This window comes from Pseudomonas sp. LW8, from assembly GCF_041956865.1.
Lineage (GTDB): Bacteria > Pseudomonadota > Gammaproteobacteria > Pseudomonadales > Pseudomonadaceae > Aquipseudomonas > Aquipseudomonas siliginis.
In genome coordinates this window covers 2126622-2151457 of record NZ_CP168138.1, presented here as the reverse complement: position 1 = coordinate 2151457, position 24836 = coordinate 2126622, and the positions used below count along the sequence as shown (strand labels likewise).

The 24836-nt window shown below is 60.9% G+C and carries 21 protein-coding genes; 12 read left to right on the top strand and 9 right to left on the bottom strand.

The features are described from left to right. Window positions 1-11 precede the first annotated feature (11 nt). Genes AB9L16_RS09675 through AB9L16_RS09665 form a run of 3 tightly spaced genes read right to left on the bottom strand, consistent with a single transcriptional unit; the run spans window position 12 to window position 2739 of the window. The gene (locus AB9L16_RS09675; RefSeq protein ID WP_375123444.1) at window positions 12-881 is read right to left on the bottom strand and encodes a rhomboid family intramembrane serine protease; all 870 of its coding nucleotides are present in this window, start codon (window positions 879-881) and stop codon (window positions 12-14) included. Further along, complete coding sequence (locus tag AB9L16_RS09670) at window positions 878-1849, bottom strand: metallophosphoesterase (protein ID WP_375123443.1); 972 nt, start codon at window positions 1847-1849, stop codon at window positions 878-880. The genes AB9L16_RS09675 and AB9L16_RS09670 overlap by 4 nt, the downstream gene beginning before the upstream one ends. Continuing rightward, window positions 1849-2739, bottom strand: a complete 891-nt coding sequence (locus AB9L16_RS09665; protein WP_041480619.1) for an NAD(+) kinase — start codon at window positions 2737-2739, stop codon at window positions 1849-1851. The genes AB9L16_RS09670 and AB9L16_RS09665 overlap by 1 nt, the downstream gene beginning before the upstream one ends. 114 nt (window positions 2740-2853) lie before the next feature. Here AB9L16_RS09665 and AB9L16_RS09660 point away from each other — a divergent pair, with 114 nt between their 5' ends. Beyond that, window positions 2854-3804: a DUF1853 family protein gene (locus AB9L16_RS09660; protein WP_375123442.1), complete on the top strand. Its 951-nt coding sequence runs from the start codon at window positions 2854-2856 to the stop codon at window positions 3802-3804. Window positions 3805-3914: 110 nt separating this feature from the next. On the opposite strand, the gene AB9L16_RS09655 is transcribed toward AB9L16_RS09660, so the two are convergent. Together AB9L16_RS09655 and AB9L16_RS09650 are read right to left on the bottom strand one after the other, a co-directional pair. Next, the gene (locus AB9L16_RS09655) at window positions 3915-5198 is read right to left on the bottom strand and encodes an arsenic transporter (protein ID WP_375123441.1); all 1284 of its coding nucleotides are present in this window, start codon (window positions 5196-5198) and stop codon (window positions 3915-3917) included. Between the two features lie 149 nt (window positions 5199-5347). Then, window positions 5348-5905: an NADPH-dependent FMN reductase gene (locus AB9L16_RS09650; RefSeq protein ID WP_039763234.1), complete on the bottom strand. Its 558-nt coding sequence runs from the start codon at window positions 5903-5905 to the stop codon at window positions 5348-5350. A gap of 183 nt (window positions 5906-6088) precedes the next feature. On the opposite strand from AB9L16_RS09650, the gene AB9L16_RS09645 reads away from it, so the two are divergent. Together AB9L16_RS09645 and AB9L16_RS09640 are read left to right on the top strand one after the other, a co-directional pair. Beyond that, entirely contained in the window at window positions 6089-6319 is a 231-nt protein-coding gene (locus tag AB9L16_RS09645) for a hypothetical protein (RefSeq protein WP_071171849.1), read from the top strand. A gap of 85 nt (window positions 6320-6404) precedes the next feature. After that, window positions 6405-7298: a LysR family transcriptional regulator gene (locus AB9L16_RS09640; protein WP_375123440.1), complete on the top strand. Its 894-nt coding sequence runs from the start codon at window positions 6405-6407 to the stop codon at window positions 7296-7298. Here AB9L16_RS09640 and AB9L16_RS09635 read toward each other — a convergent pair. The 4 genes from AB9L16_RS09635 to AB9L16_RS09620 form a co-directional block, all read right to left on the bottom strand. Next, window positions 7264-7878: a GNAT family N-acetyltransferase gene (locus AB9L16_RS09635; protein ID WP_375123439.1), complete on the bottom strand. Its 615-nt coding sequence runs from the start codon at window positions 7876-7878 to the stop codon at window positions 7264-7266. The genes AB9L16_RS09640 and AB9L16_RS09635 overlap by 35 nt on opposite strands. A gap of 316 nt (window positions 7879-8194) precedes the next feature. After that, window positions 8195-8953 carry a DNA polymerase III subunit epsilon gene (dnaQ, locus tag AB9L16_RS09630; RefSeq protein WP_041480624.1) on the bottom strand — a complete coding sequence of 253 codons (759 nt, stop codon included), beginning with the start codon at window positions 8951-8953 and terminating at the stop codon, window positions 8195-8197. 212 nt (window positions 8954-9165) lie between these two features. Then, window positions 9166-9636 carry a ribonuclease HI gene (gene rnhA / locus AB9L16_RS09625; RefSeq protein ID WP_375123438.1) on the bottom strand — a complete coding sequence of 157 codons (471 nt, stop codon included), beginning with the start codon at window positions 9634-9636 and terminating at the stop codon, window positions 9166-9168. A 91-nt stretch (window positions 9637-9727) separates the two neighbouring features. After that, window positions 9728-10486, bottom strand: a complete 759-nt coding sequence (locus tag AB9L16_RS09620; protein WP_041480625.1) for a class I SAM-dependent methyltransferase — start codon at window positions 10484-10486, stop codon at window positions 9728-9730. 66 nt (window positions 10487-10552) lie between these two features. Between AB9L16_RS09620 and gloB the strand changes: the two genes are divergently transcribed. The 9 genes from gloB to AB9L16_RS09575 all read left to right on the top strand — a co-directional run bounded on the left by gloB (window position 10553) and on the right by AB9L16_RS09575 (window position 24682). Continuing rightward, on the top strand, window positions 10553-11320 hold the full coding sequence (gloB, locus tag AB9L16_RS09615; protein WP_375123437.1) for a hydroxyacylglutathione hydrolase: 768 nt from the start codon (window positions 10553-10555) through the stop codon (window positions 11318-11320). Between the two features lie 99 nt (window positions 11321-11419). Beyond that, window positions 11420-12883 (top strand): transglycosylase SLT domain-containing protein, encoded by a 1464-nt coding sequence (locus AB9L16_RS09610; protein WP_041480626.1) that lies wholly within the window; start codon window positions 11420-11422, stop codon window positions 12881-12883. 328 nt (window positions 12884-13211) lie between these two features. After that, complete coding sequence (locus AB9L16_RS09605) at window positions 13212-15044, top strand: extracellular solute-binding protein (protein WP_056784667.1); 1833 nt, start codon at window positions 13212-13214, stop codon at window positions 15042-15044. After that, window positions 15041-16882: an extracellular solute-binding protein gene (locus AB9L16_RS09600; RefSeq protein ID WP_252885761.1), complete on the top strand. Its 1842-nt coding sequence runs from the start codon at window positions 15041-15043 to the stop codon at window positions 16880-16882. The genes AB9L16_RS09605 and AB9L16_RS09600 overlap by 4 nt, the downstream gene beginning before the upstream one ends. Before the next feature lie 4 nt (window positions 16883-16886). Then, complete coding sequence (locus AB9L16_RS09595; protein ID WP_095179573.1) at window positions 16887-17960, top strand: microcin C ABC transporter permease YejB; 1074 nt, start codon at window positions 16887-16889, stop codon at window positions 17958-17960. 1 nt (window position 17961) lies between these two features. Next, window positions 17962-18981 (top strand): ABC transporter permease, encoded by a 1020-nt coding sequence (locus tag AB9L16_RS09590; protein WP_016774153.1) that lies wholly within the window; start codon window positions 17962-17964, stop codon window positions 18979-18981. A gap of 1 nt (window position 18982) precedes the next feature. Beyond that, entirely contained in the window at window positions 18983-20593 is a 1611-nt protein-coding gene (locus AB9L16_RS09585) for an ABC transporter ATP-binding protein (RefSeq protein ID WP_375123436.1), read from the top strand. A 19-nt stretch (window positions 20594-20612) separates the two neighbouring features. Continuing rightward, window positions 20613-21407: an enoyl-ACP reductase FabI gene (gene fabI, locus AB9L16_RS09580; protein WP_003202751.1), complete on the top strand. Its 795-nt coding sequence runs from the start codon at window positions 20613-20615 to the stop codon at window positions 21405-21407. Window positions 21408-21514: 107 nt separating this feature from the next. Beyond that, a complete protein-coding gene (locus AB9L16_RS09575; protein ID WP_375123435.1) occupies window positions 21515-24682 on the top strand; it encodes a hypothetical protein in 3168 nt (1055 codons plus the stop codon). Window positions 24683-24836 lie beyond the last annotated feature (154 nt).

Below are 24836 nucleotides of genomic sequence, written 5' to 3'. Positions count from 1 at the left end.
AAACAAAAATGTTAGGCGGCCAGTTTACGGCGGTTATACAAACCGCCCAACAAACCGGTAAGGCATCCGATGAGTAACCCGCTCAGGTGCGCGGCGTTGGCGATCTGGCCGAAACCGATCAGCGAGATCAGCCCGGACATGCACACCACCAGCCACACCAGCATCATCACCAGCACGCCGCGCGGCAAACGATAGGCCGGGTTCGGCGCCAGCAGCTGGAAGATCCAGCAATGCCCGAGCAAGCCGTAAAGCACGCCGGACAGCCCACCGAACAGGCTCGGGCCGCTCCAGACGAACTGCGCGTAGTTGGACACCAGACTGAACAGCAGCGTCAGGCCGATCAGGTTGATGCTGCCCTGGCGCGACTCGATGCGCCGCCCCAGCTCCCAGTACCACATACCGTTCATGGCCAGATGGAGGATGCCGAAGTGGATCAGCATCGGCGTGACCAGCCGCCACCACTGCCCCGCCGCGAGGCTGTCGGCCAGCGGCGTGAAGTGGATGTACTCACCGATCACGCGGAAATCGAGGAAGGTCAGCCAGCGCAAGGTCTCGAGGTTTTCGCCGAGGAAGGTCAGACCACCGACGATCAGGCTCAACAGCAGAATCAACCCGGTGGCTTTGGCGTGTTTCAGCTGCTCGGCGAAGCTCGGGCGCTTGAAGGTCTGGCCCATGGGTAGGTCCAGTTGCTGATCCGGGTCGCCGGCCGGGAAGCGCTCGTACAAGGAACGCACGTCCTCGCTGATTTCTTCTGGTGCCCACAGCACCTGTTCGCCCGCCTCTTCGCTGACGCGATGGGGCACTTGCATGCGTTGCAGCAGTTTGACAAAACCGCTCAGATCCACCGCCAACGGCAGGCGCAATACCGCTACCGCACTCATTGCAGCACCTCCGGCCGCTCGACATCGACCCAGACGAATTTTTGCGGATCCAGGCGCGTTTCCTGGTCCAGACGATAGGCCACCAGTTTGCCGTAGAGCACGGCGCTGTAATCCAGGCACGCGAGGTTCGGGCGGATCGGCGCCGGTTTGCCGCTGCGCCAGTAGTGGCCGACGAACAGCAACGGCTCGTCGACGCCGTAGCGCAGCAGGGAATTCTTTTCAGTGGACGTCAGCGGCGTCTGCGCGACAGGTTCGGGCAGTGCATCGGGCTGGAACACGATGTCGCCATAGGTTTTCGGGTTGTCTTCCCAGAACTTGGTGCGGAAGAACGAACGCACCAGACCGTCGCCGCTGGTCATAGTCAGGCCACCGGGCAGGCGCATGTCGGTGCCGCGCAGCAAGCGGTCGAACACAGTGCAGGCGAAGCTGCCGGGCACCGCCGAGGCCTGGAGGAAATGCTCATCGACGCAGCCATTGGGGAACAGCGCCCGCAGCGGCTCGATCAGCCCGGCATCCCAGCAGGCGTGGACGACGCGAAACCGCCCGGCATCGACGAACAGCGGCAACTCGTAGAACCACTGCTGGAAGTCATGCCAGTCACCGGGATGGTCCTCGAATTGGCTCAGGGTTTCCTGCAACAGCCGCGCATGGCGCTTGGTGTGTTCGCGCACGAACTGCTTGCCGCTGCCCGGTGGCGCCGGGGTGACCCAGCCGAGCGCGTTGAATTCGTGGTTGCCCATGATGCACAGCGCCTGCCCCGCCTCGACCATGTCGTGAACGATGTGCAGCGCCTCGCGAATGCGCGGGCCACGGTCGATGATGTCGCCGACGAACACCGCCATGCGTGACGGATGCCGCCAGACCCCGCCCTGCTTGTGATAACCGAGACGGTCCAGCAAGTGTTCAAGGGTCATGGCGCATCCGTGCACGTCACCGATCAGGTCGTAACTGCGCGCGGGATCGAGCATCAGTCGCCTCCGCCCCCCAGCTTGCTGCCCCAGCCAAGCTTGGTGCGGCACACCTCGTAGTAATTGTGATCGAGCGGATGAATCAGGCGCAGCTTCTGCGCTTTCTTGCTCACGGTAATGGTGTCGCCCGGTGCGCAGGTGAAGTGGTTCTGGCCGTCGCAGGACACCTGCGGGTAGATCTGCATATCTTTGGACACGACGATTTTCAGCTCACTGTTGCCATCGACCACGATCGGCCGTCCCGACAAGGTATGGGGGTACATCGGCACAATCACAATAGCGTCGAGCTTGGGATGCATGATCGGCCCGCCGGCGGACAACGCGTAGGCGGTGGAGCCGGTGGGCGTCGCGACGATCAGGCCGTCGGCCTTCTGGCTGCAGACGAACTGGCCGTCGATGTACAGCTCGAATTCGATCATCCGCGTCGATTTGCCCGGGTGCAGCACCACGTCGTTGAGCGCATCGCCCTGGCCGATGGCCTCGCCATGGCGACGCACTTCGGCTTGCAGCAGGAAACGGTTTTCTACCAGATAGTGGCCGTCGAGCACTTCGGCGACCTTGATTTCCAACTCGTCGGGGCGAATATCGGTGAGGAAGCCAAGGCTGCCACGGTTGATGCCCAGCACCGGAATATTGTGCCTGGCCAGCGCCCGCGCGGCGCCGAGCAGGCTGCCGTCACCGCCGACGACGATGACCATGTCACAAACTTCGCCGAGCATCTTGCGCGACGAGGTTTGCAGGCCATGGCCGGGCAGGACTTCAGCGATGGTGTCTTCGAGGATCACATGCAGGTGACGGTCGAGCAGAAAGCGTTTCAGTCGGCGGACGGTATCCAGCACCTGGGAACTGCCCAGGCGACCGATGATGCCGATATTACGAAATTGCTCCATGGGACCTCTGCGGACAATCGAAAACGCGAAAACCCGATTATGGGCGAAAGCGCCAGATAGACAAAATCCTTTCAGCCTCAAGGGTGCACTCAGGTTTAAGGCTATGCTCGCAAGATGATCCTGTTCCCCGACTTGTTGCAATTGCCCCATCGATTACGCCATCCCGAAGTGCGGGACCTGGCGTGGGTGATCCTCGCGCCGCCGATGCTCGCCGCCACGCCGTGGCCCCAGCGCCATCCGCTTGCCGGCAGCGACTGGGTGCACGACCCGCAGCGCCTCGAACATTGGCTGCACCAGCTCGACCGCGACAGTTACGGCCTGCTGCAATGGCTGTCGCAGGCGCGCACCCGGCGTCTGGGCCTGTATTACGAGCGTCTGTGGCAGTTCGCCGTGGAGCATGCGCCGGGCATCGAACTGATCGCCGCCAACCTGCCGATTCGCCGCGCTGGGCACACCCTCGGCGAGCTGGACATGCTGCTGCGTGACCGCGACGGCGTGCATCATCTGGAACTGGCGATCAAGCTCTACCTTGGCCCGCAGGATGGCGATGGCCGCGATCCCGCGCAGTGGCTGGGGCCGGGTTGTCATGACCGGCTGGATCGCAAACTGGCACATCTGGCCGAGCATCAATTGCCGATCTCGGCGCGCCCGGAAAGCCGCGAGGTGCTCGCGGCACTGGATATCGAAACCTTCAGCGCGCAGTTGTGGCTGGGCGGTTATCTGCTGTATCCGTGGCCAGGGCAGGCCGACTCACCGAACGGCGCGCATCCACAACATCTGCGTGGCAGTTGGCTGCATCAGAGGGACTGGCCGGCGTTTGTCGCGCAGCGCCCGCCGGGCCGCTGGCAACCCCTGCCCCGCCATGCGTGGCTGGCGCCGGCGCATTACCCGGCGGATCAGGTCTGGACAGATGAGCACCTGCGTTTGTGGCTGGCAGACCTGCCAGCACTGGCCCCGGCGCAGTTGCTGGTACGCCTGACCGAGAATGCCCAGGGCGAATGGGAAGAGGCGGAGCGGTTGTTTCTGGTGGCGGATCTTTGGCCGAATGTCCCCGGCCAAACCTGAGATTTGTAGTGCCTGAACTGGCCCCTTCGCTGGCAAGCCAGCTCCCACAGGTTTCGCGATGAATACAAATCTGTGGGAGCTGGCTTGCCAGCGATTGGGCCCACCCCGGTCTACAGCGAAAGCCGCACCGCCAGTGCCGCCAACGTCACCAGCAACACCGGCACCGTCAGCACAATCCCGACACGGAAGTAATTGCCCCAGCCAATATGGATGCCTTTGCGCTCCAGCACGTGCAGCCACAGCAAGGTCGCCAGGCTGCCGATCGGAGTGATCTTCGGCCCCAGGTCGCTGCCGATCACGTTGGCGTAGATCATCGCTTCCTTGATCACGCCGCTGGCCTGACTGGCGTCGATCGACAGCAAGCCGATCAGTACCGTTGGCAGATTGTTCATGATCGACGACAGCAGCGCCGTCAGCACCCCGGTGCCCATCGCCGCGCCCCACACCCCGTGGCCGGCGAATACGTCCAGCCACCCGGCGAGGTAACCGGTGAGTCCGGCATTGCGCAGGCCGTACACCACCAGGTACATGCCCAACGAGAAAATCACGATTTGCCACGGCGCTTCTTTCATAACCTTGCGCGTGGAGATCTTGTGGCCGCGCGCGGCAATACCCAGTAGCAGCGCGGCGCACACCGCCGAAATTGCGCTGATCGGAATGCCCAGCGGTTCGAGGGCAAAGCAGCCGATCAACAGGATCACCAACACCGCCCAACCGGCGTAGAACGTCGCTTTGTCGTGGATCGCGGTGTGCGGGTTTTCCAGCTGTTCCGGATCGTAAGCGGCCGGGATGTCGCGACGGAAAAACCACAGCAACATGCCCAACGTCGCCGCCACGCTGACGAAGTTCACCGGCACCATCACCGCTGCATAGCGGTTGAAGCCAATGTGGAAGAAGTCCGCCGAAACGATGTTGACCAGGTTGGATACCACCAGCGGCAGGCTCGCCGTGTCGGCAATGAACCCGGCGCCCATGACGAATGCCAGCGTCGCCGCCGGTGAAAAGCGCAACGCCAACAGCATCGAAATCACGATCGGCGTGAGAATCAGCGCCGCGCCGTCATTGGCGAACAGCGCAGAGACCAGCGCGCCGAGCAGCACCATGAAGGCAAACAATTTGCGCCCACTGCCCCGCCCCCAACGCGCCACGTGCAGCGCCGCCCAATTGAAAAAGCCAGCCTCGTCGAGCAACAGGCTGATGATGATCAGCGCGACGAAGGTGCCGGTGGCGTTCCAGATGATCTGCCAGACCAGCGGGATGTCCGTGAGGTGAACGACGCCAAAAATCAACGCCAGCACGGCGCCCAACGTTGCACTCCAGCCGACGCCGAGACCTTTGGGTTGCCAGATGACGAGGGTGATGGTCAGCAGGAAAATCAGTGACGCAGCGAGCATTCGCAGAAGCCTTCAAATAGCGAAACGGGTGGAAATCGAACAAATGTGGGAGCGAGCCTGCTCGCGAAAGCGGTTTGTCAGACGCGAAATTGTTATCTGACAGTCCGCCTTCGCGAGCAGGCTCGCTCCCACAGTGCGTTTCGGTGAGCTTATTTCTTGTGTTGCTCGACGAACTGGCCGTAAGCATCGATGAATTTTTGCAGGAACGGCTTCACCGAGTCGCTCAGTTTGCCCGCTTCGTCGAACGCGTTACCGGCGCCGCCCAGGTAGGCTTCCGGCTGTTGCAGGCAATGGATATCAAGGAAAACAAAGGTCTGGCGCAGGTGCTGGTTGGCGCCGAAGCCACCGATGGCGCCTGGCGATACGCTGATCACCGCGCCGGGTTTGCCACTCCACGCGCTCTGGCCATAAGGACGGGAACCAACGTCGATGGCGTTCTTCAACGGTGCCGGGATCGAGCGGTTGTACTCGGGGGTGACAAACAGCACCGCGTCGGATGACGCCACTTTCTGACGGAAAGTGCTGTAGGCTGCCGGCGGAGAATCGCCGTCGATGTCTTCGTTGTACAGCGGCAGTTCACCGATTTCGACAATCTCGAGCTTGAGATTGGCCGGTGCCAGTTCGGCGAGGGCCAGTGCGACTTTGCGATTGATCGATGCTTTGCGCAGGCTACCGACCACTACAGCGACGTTGTAGACATTGCTCATGGATGACTCTCGATGGTCCGTGGGAAGAGTCGCTAGTTATAGATGATCCAGTGACATTTTCACCAGTGGTCATTGGTTTTTCCTGCGCGAGGAATATTTTTTTCCTGTAGGAAAACTTACCGAGCTTGCTGACGGTCTACAAAGCCGCAAATCAAGCGTTTTATCTCCAGAGGTTCTAAGCAGATGGCAGCAGTACTCGTCGGTCAGTTTCATGCAAGAGATGCGGAAGGCCGCGTTTATTCCGTGCATGAATTCCAGGAATCGAACCCGTCTGCAGACGGATCCACTGGCTCGGAGCCCATTTACAAACTCGCCATTGGCGATCGGGTCAACAAGGTCAGTGACAGCGAGTTTCTCCTGGTGCAATCAGGCATTACCCTGATCCGCGAACCTGAGCCAACCGTCGCTCAATAACCTAGCGTTATGAGCAGAAGTCATGCGAGCGGACTTGGGGTAGGATTCAGCGTCTGACCCCACCTGCTGAACATGGACTTCACGCATGCGTTTACGCCACATCGAAGTGATTCAGGCGCTCTTGCAGACCGGTCACCTGGGCACCGCCGCCGAATGGCTGCAACTGCCGGTGACCGAGGTCGAAGAGCGTTTGCGCGAAGCCGAGAGTCAGTTGGGGTTCATGTTGTTCGCCAGCGTTCGCGGTCGGCTGCAATCGACGCCCGAAGCGCGCGCCCTGCAAGCGGAAATCGCGCACATTTATGAGGCACTTGAGCCGGTGCAGCGTCTGGCCAACAGCCTCAAGCAATACCTCGCCCCACCCCTGCGCATCATCGGCACCCCGCCGCTGGCCCAACAATTACTGCCACAAAGCCTTGCGACTCTGCGTCGACGCCTGCCGGACGCACCTTGCAGCCTGCTCAGCGCGCCGACTCGCGACATCGTTCGCAGCCTGTTACTGCGCGAAAGCGATCTGGGCCTGAGCCTGCACGATCCCGAACACCCCGATATCCACTGCCAGCCGCTGGCCCAGGGCAAGCTGCAATTGCTCGCTCCGCACGGCTGGCTGCAGCCGAAACAGAAATACATTTCCCTCGCGGATCTGGCCGGTCAGGCCATGGTCGGTCTCGAAGGTCAGGATCCGCTGAGCCCGGCGCTGGAAAACAAACTTCAGGCGCTGCGCCCGGCGCCAAGCATTCAGACCCGCGTGCAGACCCATCAGATGATGCGCAGCATGGTCGAGGCCGGCGAAGGTCTGGCCATCGTCGATCCGTTCACCGCTCTGGGCGCCCGCGCCGGTGGGCTTGACGTCTGCCCGCTCTCACCGGCAGTGCCGATCGGCCTCTGCGCCCTGACCTTCAAACATGCCGCGCCGTCGGCGGCGATTCAGACCTTGCTGGCGATCGTCACGGAACAAGCCGAGGCGATGTTGTCGAGCTGAGTGGTTTTTCCAGCGGATTATCGAACAGGCGATACCAGAACAACGCGACTTCAGCGGTATGCGGATCGATGCCGCGATAGCGCAACTGGTCGATGCCGCCGATCACATAGCCGCAACGCTCATACAGACGACAGGCGCCGAGATTGTTGTTTTGGGTTTCGAGCATGATGCCCGGCAGCTTCTTCTTGCGACTCCAGAACTGCGCGACATCAAGCAACGCCTTGGCCACGCCGTGGCGACGGGCCGGGGCATGCACCGCCAGCTCATCGATGTGGGCAAAGCCGTTCCAGTTGGTGCTGATCACCAGGTGACCGACCGGCTCGTCGTCCAGGTACGCCATGAAAATCGCGCTGTCGGGCGCGTTGTGAAAGGCGCTGAATTCTTCGGGATCGATGCCGTAGCACTTGCGGTACGGCACGATTGGCGTCACCGGCCATTGCTCGACCGGTTTGCCGAGCACGGCAGCGCCGTAGGCCGCGACCTCGAAACTGAAGTCGCTGCCCCAGATATACGGCGCAAAACCTTCGTCGGCTACACGCACCGACAACCCTGGGTATTTCGGATTCATGACCGGTTGCATACTGGGAAAAGTCCTCATTCCTTGACGCAGCCGACGGTGTCGACCTTACCGTCGCGATGGATGATTGCCAGCGCAAATTTCAACTCTTTGTACATGAGGCTCAGTGTCCTGAGGCGGCAGATTTGCACCTGACCAGTGCACTCAGGGTAGAGGGTTGCGGCGAATGTGGCGAGGGTGGCAACTTGGCTCCATGTCGCCAAACGCAAAAAATCGCTGCCTTCCTGGTCCCTACTATGGAATGCAATCCCCGTAGGAGCTGCCGAAGGCTGCGATCTTTTGATCTTCTGATCTTCTGATCTTTTGATTTTTCGATCTTTCAGACCTGCGCATCAGCCTCGGCAATCTGCGTCCACAACGCCGGCGCTCCCGCCGATTTGGCGATGATTTCCAGCCGCACCAGATGCGCCGCCAGTTCTTCTTCGGTCGCCCGGATGATGCGTGCTGGCTGGCGATCGACCGGCAGGCGGCGGATTTCGGTAGCCGAGTTGTCGGCGCCCTCGCCCGTGCCATTGCCGTCGGACGCGTTGCCAGCCAGCGACAGGCTGGTCTGGCCGCCGGTCATGGTCAGGTAGACGTCGGCGAGAATCTCCGAGTCGAGCAAGGCGCCGTGCAGTTCACGGCCGGAGTTGTCGACGCCGTAACGTTTGCACAACGCGTCGAGGCTGTTGCGCTGCCCCGGGTGACGTTCCCGGGCCATCATCAGGGTATCGAGGATGGTGCAATGCTGGGTGATATCGGCGCGATCGTGCTGGCCCATCAAGGCAAATTCGTTGTTGATGAAGCCAACGTCGAACGCCGCGTTGTGGATGATCAGCTGCGCGCCCTGGATGAACTCGAAGAACTCGTCGGCGACTTCGGCAAAGCGCGGCTTGCCGACGAGGAATTCGTTGGTGATGCCGTGCACACCGATCGCGCCTTCGTCGCTCTCGCGATCCGGTTGCAGATAAACGTGAAAGTGCCGGCCCGTCAGGCGCCGACCGATCAGTTCGACGCAACCGATTTCAATGATCCGGTGACCATCGGTCACCGGCATGCCGGTGGTTTCGGTATCGAGTACAACGGATCTGGTGGCCATCAGTGCTCAGCTCTCAACGGGTCAATCGTGCAAAAGCGCGGATGTTAACACGCTGGACTCGAACCCTGTAGGAGCTGCCGAAGGCTGCGATCTTTTGATTTTTCCTGCAACAAGATCAAAAGATCGCAGCCTTCGGCAGCTCCTACAGGGGAAAGCATTCCAATGTGGGAGCGAGCCTGCTCGCGAACGGCCACGCCACGGTTAGAAGCGAATCAGCTCTGCTTGTAACCGCGAACTTCATCGACCCCACGGTTAGCCAATTGGTCAGCCCGCTCGTTACCGTGATGGCCAATGTGCCCGCGCACCCATTTCCAGGTGACTTTGTGGCGGTTGACCTGCTCGTCCAGCTCTTTCCACAGATCGGCATTCTTCACCGGCTCTTTCGCAGCCGTTTTCCAGCCGCGCTTCTTCCAGTTGGCCATCCACTCGTTGATGCCTTTCATCACGTATTGCGAGTCGGTGACCAGCAGCACTTCGCAGGGGCGCTTGAGCGCTTCCAGGCCACGAATCGCGCCGAGCAGCTCCATGCGATTGTTGGTGGTGTTGGCCTCGCCGCCCCACAGTTCCTTTTCGACGCCCTTGCACACCAGCAGCGCGCCCCAGCCGCCGGGGCCGGGGTTGCCCTTGCAGGCGCCGTCGGTGAACAGTTCTACGGTATCGACGCTTTCCACGCTTTTGCTCATGCCAGTCTTTCCAGAAAAAATGCCTGTCCTGCCAATCACGGATCGACAATGACCGCGGCCGGGACAAGCCCGGCCACAAATAAAAGAAGATTTACGGTTCGATGCGGCGGCGGTTGACCTTGGCCATCGGCAGCGGAATCAGCTTGCCCATCGGCTCGCGGCGTTCCTGGCGCAACGGCCTGAGACCCACCACGATCTTGCGCGCCACCAGCAGATAGAAGCCACCGCCAGACAATTGCCAGTCACCGGCCTTGCGTTCCCAGCCGGCCAGGCGGTTCTGCCACTTGGGTGACGCGAGCGGCGGACGATAGCACCCGAAGCGGCGTTTCTCCAGCGCAAAGCCGAGCAGATTGAGCCAGTCGGCGACCCGCGACGGCGAGATGCAGCGCGCCTTGCGCAGGGCATCATTGGCGAAGAAATGCCGCAGCCCCCAGGTGCTCCAGGGGTTGATGCCGATGATCAGCAGATGCCCGCCGGGGCGCACGCTGCTCGCCGCTTCACGCAGCAAGCCGTGGGGCGACAGGCAGAAATCCAGGCCATGCTGCATCACCACCACGTCGGCAGCGTGCTCGCTCAACGGCCAGGCCTGCTCTTCGCAAACGATCTCGACTCCGGGCAACGGTGCGCCAAGACGCACGTTGCGCTGCACTTGCGGCGCGGCCGGCGGGGTTTCGGCGGACGGCCCGTAATGCACCAGATAACCGCCGAAGAAGCGGCCGAGCTCGTCATCGAGCATGCGCCGCTCTTCATCCAGCAGAAATTGCCCGAGCGGCCCCGACAGCCATTCGCGGGCGGCGCTGATCAATGCCAGCCAGTCGGGATCGGCCTGAGCGAACGCTTTATCGGTCATGTCATTCTCCAACGCGCCAGGAACTACTAAGATGCGCCAATGTTTTCTGCTTGGCGAATTCCGACGATGATACAGATCAGTGCCCTGCCCGCGTTCACCGACAACTACATCTGGTTGTTACAGGATCACCAGACCCAGCGTTGCGCGGTGGTCGATCCGGGCGACGCCACCCCGGTGCAGGCGTGGCTTGACGCGCATCCGGGCTGGGTGCTCAGCGATATTCTGATCACTCACCATCACCATGACCATGTCGGCGGCGTCGAGCGCCTGAAAGCCGCGACCGGCGCCAAGGTCTACGGCCCGGCCAGCGAAAGCATCCCGGCGCGCGACGTAGCGCTCAAGGACAACGACAGCGTCAGCGTGCTCGGCTGGGACTTCGACGTCTATGCGGTGCCCGGTCACACCCTGGGGCACATCGCCTATTACCACCACGGCCTGCTGTTCTGCGGCGACACCCTGTTCGCCGCCGGTTGCGGCCGGTTGTTCGAAGGCACACCCGAGCAGATGTACCACTCGCTCAGCCGACTCGCGACCCTGCCGGAAGATACGCTGGTCTACTGCACCCATGAATACACCTTGAGCAATCTGAAATTTGCCGCCGCCGTCGAGCCGGGCAACCCGGAAGTCGCCGCCCGTCTGGAAAAGGTCACGCAGCAACGGCAGAACGGCGTGATGACATTGCCGTCGACTTTGGCCCTGGAAAAGCTGACCAATCCGTTTTTACGCACTTCTGAAACATTGGTTACACAAAAAGTGGACGAACGGGAAGGCGCTCAAAACCGGGAGCCGAGCGAGGTATTTGCGGCTCTGCGGGCATGGAAAGACAAGTTCTGACAAGCGCGCCGGCCGGGACAAAAATTCTCAATGGTTGACCGCAGGGGGTGCGCTTTCTAGAATCGCCCGACATTTTTGCCCGGAACTTACTTCCAGCCAATGTCGTCATCCATACGTAAGTCCGTCAATTCAGATGCTTTGACCCGCCTGGCGCAAGCCATCGCGGTGGCTGTGTCCGCCACGCTGGCGGGTTGCTCCAGCCACGCTCCGCAGACTGAAGCGACGCATACGCCGAACATTGCTGCGCGAGCCAAGCAGAAGCCGATCTGGCTGACCGAGAAGCCCACTCCCGTGGCGCCCCAGGACATCTGGGAACGCATGCGTCAGGGCTTCCAGTTGCAGGAAGGCCTTGGCGTCAATCCGCGCATCGAGCAACAACGCCTGTGGTTCGCCAGTAACCCCTCTTTTCTCGAGAATGCCGGCGAACGCGGCAGTCTCTACATTCATTACATCGTCGAACGCCTAGAAGAGCGCAACATGCCGCTGGAGCTGGCCCTGCTGCCAGTGATCGAGAGCGCCTACAACCCGATGGCCTATTCCCGCGCCGATGCGGTGGGCCTGTGGCAGTTCATTCCGTCCACCGGGCGTTATTTCAACCTGCGCCAGACGCGTTTTTATGATGGTCGTCGCGACATTACCGCCTCGACCACGGCCGCGATGGATTATCTGACCCGCCTGCACGACATGTTCAACGGCGACTGGCTGCTGGCGCTGGCAGCCTACAACGCCGGTGAAGGCACCGTCAGCCGGGCGATCGAGCGCAACGAAAAGCTTGGCCTGCCCACTGACTACTGGAACCTGCCACTGCCGGCGGAAACCCAGGCCTATGTGCCGAAGCTGCTGGCGCTGTCGCAAGTGGTGCTGGCGCCGGAAGCCTATGGCGTCAACCTCAATCCGATCGCCAACGAACCCTACTTCCAGGTCGTCGAAATCAACCAGCGCATGGACCTGTCCAAGGTCGCTGCGGTGGCGAACATCGATGAAGACGAACTGTTCCAGCTCAACCCCGCGTTCAAACAGCGCACCACCATCGACGGTCCGCAGCACTTGCTGGTGCCGACGTCCAAGGCGCAACTGCTGACCGCCAGTCTGCAGACCATGCGCCCGGACGAACTGATCAGCCCACGCTCGCTGAAACCGGTGTTCGAAGGCGCCGATCCGTCGGAAGTGGCGCAGCTCAAGCGCGCCTATCGGGTCAAGCGTGGCGACAACCTCGGCTCCATCGCCAAGGCCAACAAGGTCGAAGTCAAGGATCTGCAGCGCTGGAACAAGCTGACCGGCAAGAATCTCAAGGTCGGCCAGACCCTGGTCATGCAGGACAACACCAAGCGTGCCCCGGCGCGCAAGTCCGGTCGGGTCAACACCGTGGTCGCGGCAAATACCAAGACCAAAGGCAAGGACGAGAGCAAGCAGCAGACCCAGTACAAGGTCAAGCGCGGCGACACCCTGTATGTGGTGGCCAAGCGGTTCAACGTCGAGATGCAACATCTCAAGCGTTGGAACCCGGGTGCGGGCAAGGCGTTGAAGCCGGGGCAGATGCTTACGGTTTATCAGCCGCACTGATTGAAGAGCCCCTGATATTTCAGGGGCTTTTTTTGGATGAAGTTTTTGTGGTGTGCTTTAGATTCATCCCCCTCACCCCAGCCCTCTCCCCCAGGGGGGAGAGGGGGAAATGGAGCCGATCGGGGGCTTTTCAGAAACTGACTTCGACTCGGTATCGCACGTCGGTGCAACTCGCCCAGACACCACGATCAGTCCCCTCTCCCTCCGGGAGAGGGTGAGGGGCTCTTCGCGCAAACGATTAACCCGGCATTAACCCGCATCTTTTTCCTGTCCAGACAAGCTGTTACTGTACGGCCCACAAAGCCCAAGCCGCTGGATCGGATCTGACTTGAAGCGTGCCCTCTCCCTGCTCCTGATCAGCCTGGCCTTGAGCTCACCCGCAAGCGCGACGATTACCGAAAGTCATGGTTATGCGCAGTTCGGCACGCTCAAGTACCCGGCCAGATTTACCCACTTCGACTGGGTCAACCCGCAAGCGCCCAAGGGCGGTACGTTGCGGGTGATGGCGTTCGGCACCTTCGATACGGTCAATCCGTACACCTTCAAGGGCACCAGCCCGGTTACCACCGCCAATTTTCTCCAGTACGGCATCAACGAGCTCAACGAGCCGCTGATGGTCGGTACCGGACAGTATTCGCCGTCCGGCGACGAGCCGGCGTCGAGCTACGGTTTGATCGCACAATCGGTGGAGTACAGCGAAGATCGCAGCTGGGTCGTCTTCAATTTGCGCCCCGAAGCACGCTTTCACGACGGCGCGCCGATCACCGCCTACGACGTGGCGTTCTCCTATCGAACGCTGCTCAAGGACGGTCATCCGCTGTATCGCACGGCCTTGCAGGAAGTGCTACGGGTCGACATCCTCAACAAACAACGCATTCGTTTCGTGTTCAAGCGCTCGGGCAATCCGCTGCTGATCCTGCGCCTTGGCGAGTTGCCGGTGCTGCCGCAGCATTACTGGAAAGACCGCGACTTCAAAGCCACCACCTTCGAACCGCCGCTGGGTAGCGGGCCGTACCGCATCACGTCGGTCACGCCGGGGCGGCAGCTGATTTTCGAGCGGGTCAAGGATTACTGGGGCAAGGACCTGCCGGTCAATCGCGGCAAGTACAATTTCGATCGCATGGAAGTCGAGTTCTACCGCGACAGCGATGTCGCCTTCGAAGCGTTCAAGGCCGGTGAGTTCGACATCTACATCGAGCATCAGGCGAAGAACTGGGTCAACGGCTACAACTTCCCTGCTGTACGTCGTGGCGAGGTGATCAAGGCGCAGATCCCGCATCAGATCCCGACCCAGACTCAGGGCCTGTTCATGAACAGCCGCCGCGCGACCTTCGCCGATGTCAGGACGCGCGAAGCGTTGGGCCTGATGTTCGATTTCGAGTGGACCAACCGTGCGCTGTTCAGCGATGCCTATAAACGCACCAGCAGCTACTACCCCAACAGCGAATTCACTGCGTCCGGCCTGCCGGTCGGCCATGAATGGCTGATGCTCAAACCCTACAAGGAGCAACTGCCGGCCAGGCTGTTTACCGAGCCGTTCACCCTGCCGAAAACCGACGGCCGTGGCATTCCGCGCGAGACTATGCGCAAAGCCCTCGCCCTGCTCGCCGAGGCCGGTTGGAAGCTCCACGGCCAGCGCCTGCAAGACAAAGACGGCCAACCGCTGCGTTTCGAACTGCTGCTGGTCAACCCGAGCCTGGAGCGGCTCTATCAGCCGTACATCGAAAACCTCAACAGCATCGGCATCGACGCGCGCCTGCGTACCGTCGATCGCGCCCAGTACAAACAGCGCCTCGACCAATTCGATTTCGACATGATCTCGATGACCCTCGGCCAGACCCTGAGCCCGGGCCTTGAGCAGTGGCAGTACTTCCACTCCAGCCAGGTGAACGTCAAGGGCAGCAAGAATTACGCGGGCATCGCCAATCCGGTGGTCGATCACCTGCTCGAACAGTTGCTCGCCGCTCGCACCCGCGACGAGCAGGTCGCCGCCGGCAAAGCGCTCGACCGCGTGCTGCTCTGGCAGCACTACAGCATTCCCAACTGGTACCTCAATTATCACCGTCTGGCCTACCGCAACCGGTTGGCCTTTGTCACCACGCCGCCCTACACCCTGGGCCTGAGCGCATGGTGGCTGAAGTCTTCGGAGAAAGATCGATGAATGCTGTTCGCACCCTGCTCGTGCAGGCCGGCGGCTTGCTGTTCGCCGGGCTGGCCTGGGCCGCCCCGCAACACGCCGTGACCCTGTACAACGAGCCGCCGAAATACCCGGCCGATTTCAAGCATTTCGACTACGTGAACCCTGATGCGCCCAAGGGCGGCGTATTCCGTCAGGCCGGCTTCGGTGGCTTCGACAGCCTCAACCCGTTCATCAACAAAGGCGTGCCCGCCGATGACATCGGCCAGATCTACGACACCCTGACCAAACACAGCCTCGACGAGCCGTTCACCGAATACGGCCTGATTGCCAGCAAGATCGAGAAAGCCGACGACAACAGTTGGGTGCGTTTCTACCTGCGCCCGGAAGCACGCTTCCACGACGGCCACCCGGTGCGCGCCGAAGACGTGGTGTTCAGCTTCGAGACGCTGACCAAGGAAGGCTCGCCGATGTTTCGCGGCTATTACAACGACGTCGCCGAAGCGATTGCCGAAGACCCGTTGAAAGTCTTGTTCAAGTTCAAGCACAGCAACAACCGCGAGCTGCCGCTGATCCTCGGCCAGTTGCCGGTCCTGCCGAAACACTGGTGGGCCAGTCGCGACTTCAACAAGGGCAATCTGGAAATCCCGCTGGGCAGCGGCCCGTACAAGGTCACCCAAGTGAAGGCCGGCCGTTCGGTACGTTACGAGCGGGTCAAGGATTACTGGGGCAAGGGCTTGCCGGTCAACCGTGGCTTCTACAACTTCGACACGATGACCACCGACTATTACCGCGACAACACCGTCGCCCTCGAAGCACTGAAGGCCGGACAGTTCGACTACTGGCTGGAGATGACCGCGAAGAACTGGGCCAGCGCCTATAACGTTCCGGCGGTCACCGAGGGCCGTTTGATCAAGGAACTGATCCCCAACAGCAACCCGACCGGCATGCAGGGCTTCGTCTTCAACCTGCGCCGCCCGGTGTTTCAGGATGTGCGCGTGCGTCAGGCTCTCGGGCTGCTGTTCGACTTCGAATGGACCAACAAGCAATTGTTCAACGGCGCCTACGTGCGCACCCGCAGTTACTTCGAGAACTCGGAAATGGCCGCCACCGGCCTGCCCGACGCCGAGCAACGGACGATCCTCGAACCGTTTCGCAGCAAACTGCCGGCCCAGGTGTTCAGCGAAGCCTTCGAAAATCCCAAGACCGACGCCAGCGGCATGATCCGCACCCAGCAGCGTGAGGCGTATCAATTGCTGCAAGAGGCCGGCTGGAAAATCGTCGATGACAAAATGGTCGACGCCACTGGCAAACCGGTGGTGATCGAATTCCTCCTCGCCCAGACCGAATTCGAACGGGTGCTGCTGCCGTTCAAGCGCAACCTCAGCGACCTAGGCATCGATCTGGTCATCCGCCGCGTCGACGTCTCGCAGTACATCAACCGCGTGCGCTCGCGGGATTTCGACATGATGGTCGGCAGCTTTCCCCAGTCCAATTCGCCGGGTAACGAGCAGCGCGAGTACTGGATGAGCGCCGCCGCCGACAAACCGAGCAGCCGCAACAGCATGGGCCTCAAAGACCCGACCGTTGATCAACTGGTGGAAAGCCTGATCAACGCCGACTCGCGCAAAAGTCTGGTTGCCCACGCTCGCGCGCTGGATCGTGTTCTGCAATGGGGCTACTACGTGGTGCCGAACTGGCACATCAAGAGCTGGCGCGTGGCTTACTGGAACCACATCGGCCACCCGAAAACCTCGCCCAAGTACGACATCGGCATCAACACCTGGTGGGTCAAGCCTGACGCCAAGCCTGCCGTAGAAGTCGAAACCCAACTGCAAGCCGACCCTGCGGGCACGGAGTAATCAGATGCTGGCGTATATCTTTCGGCGACTGCTGCTGATCATCCCGACCCTGTTCGGCATTCTGCTGATCAACTTCGTGATCATCCAGGCCGCGCCCGGCGGGCCGGTCGAGCAGATGATCGCCAAGCTCGAAGGCTTCGAAGGCGCCACCAGCCGGATTGCCGGCGGCGGTGCCGAAGTGGCGGTGGCCGGCTCGTCCTACCGTGGCGCGCAGGGGCTGGATCCGGCGCTGATCAAGGAAATCGAGCACATGTACGGGTTCGACAAATCGGCCCCGGAACGTCTGTGGATCATGGTCAAGAACTACGCGCAGCTGGATTTCGGCGACAGTTTCTTCCGCGACGCCAAGGTCATCGACCTGATCAAGGAAAAGATGCCGGTGTCGATCTCGTTGGGGCTGTGGAGCACGCTGATCATGTACCTGGTGTCGATCCCGCTGGGCATCGCCAAGGCCACGCGGCACGGCAGCCACTTCGATGTCTGGACCAGTTCGGCGATCATCGTCGGCTATGCGATCCCGGCGTTTCTGTTTGCGATCCTGCTGATCGTGGTGTTTGCCGGCGGCAGTTATCTGGACTGGTTCCCCCTGCGCGGGCTGACTTCGAACAACTTCGATGAGCTGAGCCTGAGCGGCAAGATCCTCGATTACTTCTGGCACCTGGCATTGCCGGTCACCGCACTGGTGATCGGCAACTTCGCGACCATGACCCTGTTGACCAAGAACAGCTTTCTCGACGAAATCAACAAGCAGTATGTGGTCACCGCCAAGGCCAAGGGCCTGACCCGCCATCGCGTGCTCTACGGCCACGTGTTCCGCAACGCCATGCTGCTGGTGATTGCCGGTTTCCCGTCGGCATTCATCGGTATCTTCTTCACCGGCTCGTTGCTGGTGGAAGTGATCTTCTCTCTCGATGGCCTCGGCCTGATGAGTTTCGAGGCGGCGATCAATCGCGATTACCCGGTGGTGTTCGGCACGCTGTTCATCTTCACCCTGCTCGGGCTGGTGGTGAAACTGATCGGCGATCTGACCTACACCTTTGTCGATCCGCGTATCGACTTCGCCAGCCGGGAGCATTGAGATGAACCTGTCCCCTCTCAACCGCCGGCGCTTCGAACTGTTCAAGGCCAACAAGCGTGGCTGGTGGTCGCTGTGGCTGTTCCTGATTCTGTTCGGCCTGAGTCTGGGCGCCGAACTGATCGCCAACGACAAACCGCTGGTCGTGCATTACGACAACAACTGGTATTTCCCGGCGATCAAGCGCTATCCGGAAACCGCGTTCGGCGGCGAATTTCCGCTGGAAGCCAACTACAAGAGCCCGTACATCCGCGAACTGCTCAAGGCCAAGGACGCGTGGATTCTGTGGGCGCCGATCCCCTACAGCTACCAGAGCATCAACTACGACCTGAAAGTCCCGGCGCCCGCCCCGCCCTCGGCGGATAACCTGCTGGGCACTGACGATCAGGGCCGCGATGTGTTGGCGCGGGTGATCTACGGTTTCCGCATTTCCGTGTTGTTTGCGCTGACGCTGACCGTGCTGAGTTCGATCATCGGCGTGATTGCCGGGGCGCTACAGGGCTTTTATGGCGGCTGGGTCGATCTCGCCGGGCAGCGTTTTCTCGAGATCTGGTCGGGGCTGCCGGTGCTGTATCTGCTGATCATCCTTGCCAGTTTCGTCCAGCCGAATTTCTGGTGGTTGCTGGGCATCATGCTGCTGTTCTCGTGGATGAGCCTGGTCGATGTGGTGCGCGCCGAGTTCCTGCGCGGGCGCAATCTGGAATATGTGCGCGCCGCCCGCGCGCTGGGCATGCAGAACGGCGCGATCATGTTCCGCCACATCCTGCCCAACGCCATGGTCTCGACCATGACCTTCATGCCGTTCATCCTCACCGGCGCCATCGGCACCCTGACCGCGCTGGACTTCCTCGGCTTCGGCTTGCCGGCCGGCAGTCCGTCGCTGGGCGAACTGGTCGCGCAAGGCAAATCCAACCTGCAGGCGCCATGGCTGGGCATGAGCGCGTTTGCCGTACTGGCACTGATGTTGAGCCTGCTGGTGTTTATCGGCGAGTCCGCTCGCGATGCCTTCGACCCGAGGAAGTGAAATGAATCAGGACAATCTGATCGAAGTGCGCGACCTCGCCGTCGAATTCGGTTTCGGCGAGCGCGTGCACCGCGTGGTCGAAGGCGTGAGCTTCGATATCAAGCGCGGCGAAACCCTGGCGCTGGTCGGTGAATCGGGCTCGGGCAAATCGGTAACGGCGCATTCGATCCTGCGCCTGCTGCCCTACCCTATGGCGCGGCATCCGGCCGGCAGCATCAATTACGCCGGGCAGAACCTGCTGGATTTGAGCGAGAAAACCATCCGCCATATTCGTGGCAACCGCATCGCCATGATCTTTCAGGAGCCGATGACTTCGCTCAATCCGCTGCATTCGATCGAGAAGCAGATCAACGAAGTGCTCAGCATCCACAAGGGCCTGAGTGGCAAAGTGGCGACCAAACGCACGCTGGAGCTGCTGGAAATGGTCGGCATTCCCGAGCCGCACAAGCGTCTCAAGGCCCTGCCCCATGAATTGTCCGGCGGCCAGCGGCAGCGGGTGATGATCGCCATGGCCCTGGCCAACGAGCCGGAATTGCTGATCGCCGACGAACCGACCACCGCGCTGGACGTGACCGTTCAGCTGAAAATCCTCGATTTGCTCAAGGATCTTCAGGCCCGATTGGGCATGTCGCTGCTACTGATCAGTCACGATTTGAACCTGGTGCGAAGAATTGCGCATCGCGTATGTGTCATGCAGCGCGGTTGCATCGTCGAACAGGCATCGTGCGCAGAGCTGTTCCGTTCGCCGCAGCATCCGTACACTCGGGAATTGCTCGGCGCGGAGCCCAGCGGCGGCCCGGCGAGCAATGAAATCGGCGCGCCGCTGCTCGAAGTCGAGGACCTCAAAGTCTGGTTCCCGATCAAGAAAGGCCTGCTCAAACGCACGGTGGATTACGTCAAGGCAGTGGACGGCATCAATTTCAGCCTGCCTCAGGGCCAGACCCTGGGGATCGTCGGCGAAAGCGGTTCCGGCAAATCCACCCTCGGTCTGGCGATTTTGCGGCTGATCGGCAGCAAAGGCGCGATCCGCTTTGAAGGCAAGCAGCTAGACTGCCTGACGCAGAACGAGATTCGCCCGCTGCGGCGGGAGATGCAGGTGGTGTTTCAGGACCCGTTCGGCAGCCTGAGCCCGCGCATGTGCGTCAACGACATCGTTGGCGAAGGCCTGCGGATACACAAGATGGGCACCGCGACCGAACAGGAAGCGGCGATCATTGCGGCATTGAAGGAGGTAGGTCTGGATCCGGAAACCCGGCACCGCTACCCCCACGAATTTTCCGGTGGGCAACGGCAGCGAATCGCCATTGCCCGGGCCTTGGTGCTGAAACCGGCGCTGATCCTGCTGGACGAGCCGACTTCGGCGCTCGACCGGACGGTGCAGCGGCAAGTGGTGGAGCTGTTGCGTTCACTGCAAGCCAAGTACAACCTGACGTATTTGTTCATCAGCCATGACCTGGCTGTCGTCAAAGCGCTGAGCCACCAGCTGATGGTGGTCAAGCATGGCCAAGTGGTCGAACAGGGAGACGCGCAAAGTATCTTTGCCGCCCCCCAACATCCGTATACACAGCAGTTGCTGGAAGCCGCTTTTCTGGCACCAGCCACTGCGCAATAACCTGAAAGAGGAGCAACACATGGGTTTTCTCGCCGGTAAGCGCGTACTGATCGTCGGTGTCGCCAGCAAGCTGTCCATCGCATCCGGCATCGCTGCCGCCATGCATCGCGAGGGCGCTGAGCTTGCCTTCACTTATCAGAACGACAAACTCAAGGGTCGCGTCGAAGAGTTCGCACAAGGCTGGGGTTCGAGCCCTGAGCTGTGCTTCCCGTGCGACGTGGCCAGCGATGAAGAAATCGCCAAGGTCTTCGAAGAGCTGAGCAAGAAGTGGGACGGTCTGGACTGCATCGTGCACTCCGTCGGGTTCGCCCCGGGCGACCAACTGGACGGCGACTTCACCGAAGCCACCACTCGTGAAGGTTTCCGCATCGCTCACGACATCAGCGCCTACAGCTTCGTGGCCCTGGCCAAGGCCGGTCGCGAAATGATGAAAGGCCGCAACGGCAGCCTGCTGACCCTGTCGTACCTGGGCGCCGAGCGCACCATGCCGAACTACAACGTGATGGGCATGGCCAAAGCCTCGCTGGAAGCCGGCGTCCGTTACCTGGCCGGTTCCCTCGGTCCGGACGGCACCCGCGTCAACTGCGTATCGGCTGGCCCGATCCGCACCCTGGCCGCTTCCGGCATCAAGAACTTCCGCAAGATGCTGGCCGCCAACGAAGCGCAGACTCCGCTGCGCCGCAACGTCACCATCGAAGAAGTCGGCAACGCCGGCGCCTTCCTGTGCTCCGACCTGGCGTCGGGCATCAGCGGTGAAATCATGTACGTCGACGGCGGCTTCAACACCACCGCGATGGGCAACATCGAAGAGTGATCTTCCTGTAGCCCATAGAAAAACCCGCCGGATCCGGCGGGTTTTTTTTATGCCTGCAGAAAAGCTCGCCCAACTACATATGTACCGCCAACCACCCTGCCCTGCCTTTGATACTCGGCGCTCGATGCTTATCAGCCGCCAGGGAGGCGCAGATGGACGACACACCGGTACACGAACAGACGCTGATTCACAATCTCATCGCAGAATTGACCGCCGTACCGGTGGTCAGCGCCGCCACACCGGCGCGCACGCTGGAGGTTCCCCGTGCATGCCGGCTGCGCGAATGGATGGAGCTTTACTGGAGCGCCCTCGAACGCCCTGAATTTCTCGATTGGGCCAGTGGCTTTAACATCGATCTGGATACCCTGCAGATCAAGGGCGATACCCTGCAAGCGCAATCACCCTCGAACGGCTCCAACGGCGTTCGCACGTTCACGCTGGAAGATGATTCAGGCTGGTGGCAGATGGCGCCGATGCTGCTGTCGATTTCCCAGCGTATCGATCCTGCGGGGCTGGGCCTGCCCTACATCGGCGGTAAATCCGCCAACCCGCTGTATCGGTTTCCACGGCAAGTGGTGCTGGCGTTCTACGGTTACCCGGAACCGCAAAACCAGATTCAGGCCCGAGTCATCCTCGCCGAGCTGAAGAAAACCGGGCTGGCGGCCATCGATGAAAACGGCCAGAGCACGTCGGCGCTAGTGAAGGAACGCAACGCGCAACTGGAAGACTTTCGGGCGATCGCCAATCGAATCGATGAAGTGCTGCTGGCGAGCGACCCTTTCGAGCAGCGAGGCTTTCTCGACACCCCGGTAACGCTCACTTCGGCCTCTGTTTCTGCACCCGCCAGAGGGCCGCGCCTCAAACTGGGCGAGCTTCTGGGCCGCTATGAGTTTGCGTTGCCGCAAGATGCTCGCGAAGCCAGGGCACTTGCGCAACGCCTGCGCCAGCAAAGCTGGCCGGCGCTGCCCTACGTCAGCGATTACGTGCAAAGCAACGACCCCATCCGCAGTTATCGTGAAGAATTTGGCGCTCTGGAAGATAACCGGCACATCGTGCGACGCCTTGAAGCGCTGAGCTGGAACAAAGCGCCCAAGGCCAAGATCGATTACGAGGAAATCAGCGAGCCCCATCCGGATTCCGCGCTGGCGGGACGGATGAAGTATGGCCAGCGTCAATTGCAGACACTCAGCGCCGATGAGGATTTTCAAGCCATCCTGCAGCAGCACGGACTGCCCGCCGACAGTCAATTGCTCGTCACCGAATCCGGTCATGTCGGTACTGCCAGCGTAAAAGGCTGGGTCACCCTGACGGCGCAGGTGGAAAAACAGGCTGATCTGAAACTCTTTCGCGACCAGCTCAAGGCCAAGGCAAGCAAAGCCGGCGGCGCCTTGCGTTCAAGCGGTAAAGTCACCCTTGGGCAAATGCTGCGCTTCTACAATCTGCTTTTGCCGAATACTGTCGAGCAAGCCCTCGCGCTGGTGAAATGGTTCAGGATCAATCTGCACACCCGCCCCGGGCATATGAATCACTGGTATCTGCTCGGCCAGCCGTGGACACAAACCGAACGGTTCACGGCGCAACAGCGTCAGAGCATCATCGACACCACACAGGCGTTTTTACCCGTAGACTCGCCGCCGTTGATCGACTACATCAGTGAGGGTGTCGATACCGATCTGCCGCTCAAAACGCTCCAGGCAAAAGCCGACTACCTGATCAGCCGTATTCTGATCACACCGCGCGCGCAAACGCTGGGCAATCTGCTGGTGAAGACTCTGGGCGCTCCGGCGCAGGAGAAACGCCTGCTGGCCACCAACCGCGATCGCCTGTTGCTCGCTGCATTGATTCTCAGCCTGGAGCCGAACGCGGGTGAGGATTTGAACCGTATTGTCGTGCAACGTCTGGAGGGGCGTGATTTCTGGGGCGACAGCTATGACGAGGTACGCCGCTTCATTGATCGGCAGCCCGCTCTTGCATCGGTCAAAAACAAGACGTTGGCCACCCATCTGTTGTTGTCCGGTATAGCGCCGGAGTTTCTGACCCGGCATATTCCGCCATCACTCTGTTACATGAGCTGTTCGCGTTGGGTCAGGCTGAAGCAGGTCGTGCTGTATATCGAAAGCCAAATGCCGGGTGTGGCACGCCTGATGAGCTATGAGCAACTGAACCAACTGACCAAAGGCCCGGCCCCCACGCACTTCTACAAATTCCTGCGCGAGGATTCCTGTGCCTCACTGGTCGTTGACTGGGCGGTTGCCAGAGGGCTGATCCAGCGCAATGCCGAATTTCCGGTGACTGTTTATGACGCCACGACGCTGAAGCAGGCCGATGTCCTGTTCCGCAACCACAATCGCCTGTTGAACGATCTTTATCGGCGGGCGTTCCTTTCGGCACCGCCCACTCCCGTCACGGTTGCCCTGGCCGATCTGCGCAAGGTGTTCAGCGATTCCCCCTACCTCACGGAGAAGGCGCTGTTTGTTGCAGACGCCAACCCGCAGACCTTTTCAGCGCATTACTCGCTGAGCGAATTGCATGTCGCCGGCAAGCTGACAGGGAAGCTGGCGGGATGGCAATCGAGCAATGCACAGTTGCAACTGGCCCCCATGCTTGCCTCGTTGCCCAGACTGCACAATGTGGCGACCTACTTCCATGCGGCACTGAGCGCACGCCTGAGGCAAATGAAGGACGCACATATCGCATTTCTCAAGGAAGCGTTCTGTCGCTTGCCGTTCGCGCAGCGAATCGACATCGAAGATCACGAGCTGGAACTGCTCGCCCTGCGGCCAGTATCGGCAGCCACGGACAAGCTGGCTGACGCCAGCACTGCGCCATTCGGCATCTTGTCGCTGCTGAGTGGGAGTCCAGCCAGAGTCTTCGAGATTTTCACTGGCAGGAATGAAGTGGTGCTGCGTCGCGATATCGACCTTGCATTACTCAAACCATCGGGGGCAAATGATGCGGCGAAATCGCTGCCCCTCGACGCCGAAGCCTACAGGCACGGCTCCCAGCCTCGCTTGAATGCCACTTGTAACGCGTTCCTTACTCGCCTCGATATTCAGGGCGCCCCCCTGGCGCAACAGGAGCGCGCCGCCGTGCCCGATACCTTCGCCTCCAACACAGTCAACGCCATCGCCAGCACTGCCGTCAGGCATCTGTTCGATGCTTTCAAAGCGCAAGCCTTGCAAGACGCATTGCGCGTGCCCGAACTCGAGGATGCCGCTGCCAGTCACGAGAAATGGCTGGCGTTTTACCAGAAGCTGAGCCCGCCCAAGCGCTGAGCACTGGCGAATCCGGCGATAGATCGGCTGACGCGTTCGCGAGCAGGCTCGCTCCCACATAGATGGTGCTGAACTGAAAAATCCTCCGCGCCATCGAGACCTGTGGGAGCGAGCCTGCTCGCGAAGACATTCCATCAGCCAGCATCAAATTGCC

Coding starts and splice junctions, on each gene's coding strand:
- AB9L16_RS09675 (WP_375123444.1), bottom strand. CDS start 881: ATGAGTGCGGTAGCGGTATTGCGCCTGCCGTTGGCGGTGGATCTGAGC.
- AB9L16_RS09670 (WP_375123443.1), bottom strand. CDS start 1,849: ATGCTCGATCCCGCGCGCAGTTACGACCTGATCGGTGACGTGCACGGA.
- AB9L16_RS09665 (WP_041480619.1), bottom strand. CDS start 2,739: ATGGAGCAATTTCGTAATATCGGCATCATCGGTCGCCTGGGCAGTTCC.
- AB9L16_RS09660 (WP_375123442.1), top strand. CDS start 2,854: ATGATCCTGTTCCCCGACTTGTTGCAATTGCCCCATCGATTACGCCAT.
- AB9L16_RS09655 (WP_375123441.1), bottom strand. CDS start 5,198: ATGCTCGCTGCGTCACTGATTTTCCTGCTGACCATCACCCTCGTCATC.
- AB9L16_RS09650 (WP_039763234.1), bottom strand. CDS start 5,905: ATGAGCAATGTCTACAACGTCGCTGTAGTGGTCGGTAGCCTGCGCAAA.
- AB9L16_RS09645 (WP_071171849.1), top strand. CDS start 6,089: ATGGCAGCAGTACTCGTCGGTCAGTTTCATGCAAGAGATGCGGAAGGC.
- AB9L16_RS09640 (WP_375123440.1), top strand. CDS start 6,405: ATGCGTTTACGCCACATCGAAGTGATTCAGGCGCTCTTGCAGACCGGT.
- AB9L16_RS09635 (WP_375123439.1), bottom strand. CDS start 7,878: ATGCAACCGGTCATGAATCCGAAATACCCAGGGTTGTCGGTGCGTGTA.
- dnaQ (WP_041480624.1), bottom strand. CDS start 8,953: ATGGCCACCAGATCCGTTGTACTCGATACCGAAACCACCGGCATGCCG.
- rnhA (WP_375123438.1), bottom strand. CDS start 9,636: ATGAGCAAAAGCGTGGAAAGCGTCGATACCGTAGAACTGTTCACCGAC.
- AB9L16_RS09620 (WP_041480625.1), bottom strand. CDS start 10,486: ATGACCGATAAAGCGTTCGCTCAGGCCGATCCCGACTGGCTGGCATTG.
- gloB (WP_375123437.1), top strand. CDS start 10,553: ATGATACAGATCAGTGCCCTGCCCGCGTTCACCGACAACTACATCTGG.
- AB9L16_RS09610 (WP_041480626.1), top strand. CDS start 11,420: ATGTCGTCATCCATACGTAAGTCCGTCAATTCAGATGCTTTGACCCGC.
- AB9L16_RS09600 (WP_252885761.1), top strand. CDS start 15,041: ATGAATGCTGTTCGCACCCTGCTCGTGCAGGCCGGCGGCTTGCTGTTC.
- AB9L16_RS09595 (WP_095179573.1), top strand. CDS start 16,887: ATGCTGGCGTATATCTTTCGGCGACTGCTGCTGATCATCCCGACCCTG.
- AB9L16_RS09590 (WP_016774153.1), top strand. CDS start 17,962: ATGAACCTGTCCCCTCTCAACCGCCGGCGCTTCGAACTGTTCAAGGCC.
- AB9L16_RS09585 (WP_375123436.1), top strand. CDS start 18,983: ATGAATCAGGACAATCTGATCGAAGTGCGCGACCTCGCCGTCGAATTC.
- fabI (WP_003202751.1), top strand. CDS start 20,613: ATGGGTTTTCTCGCCGGTAAGCGCGTACTGATCGTCGGTGTCGCCAGC.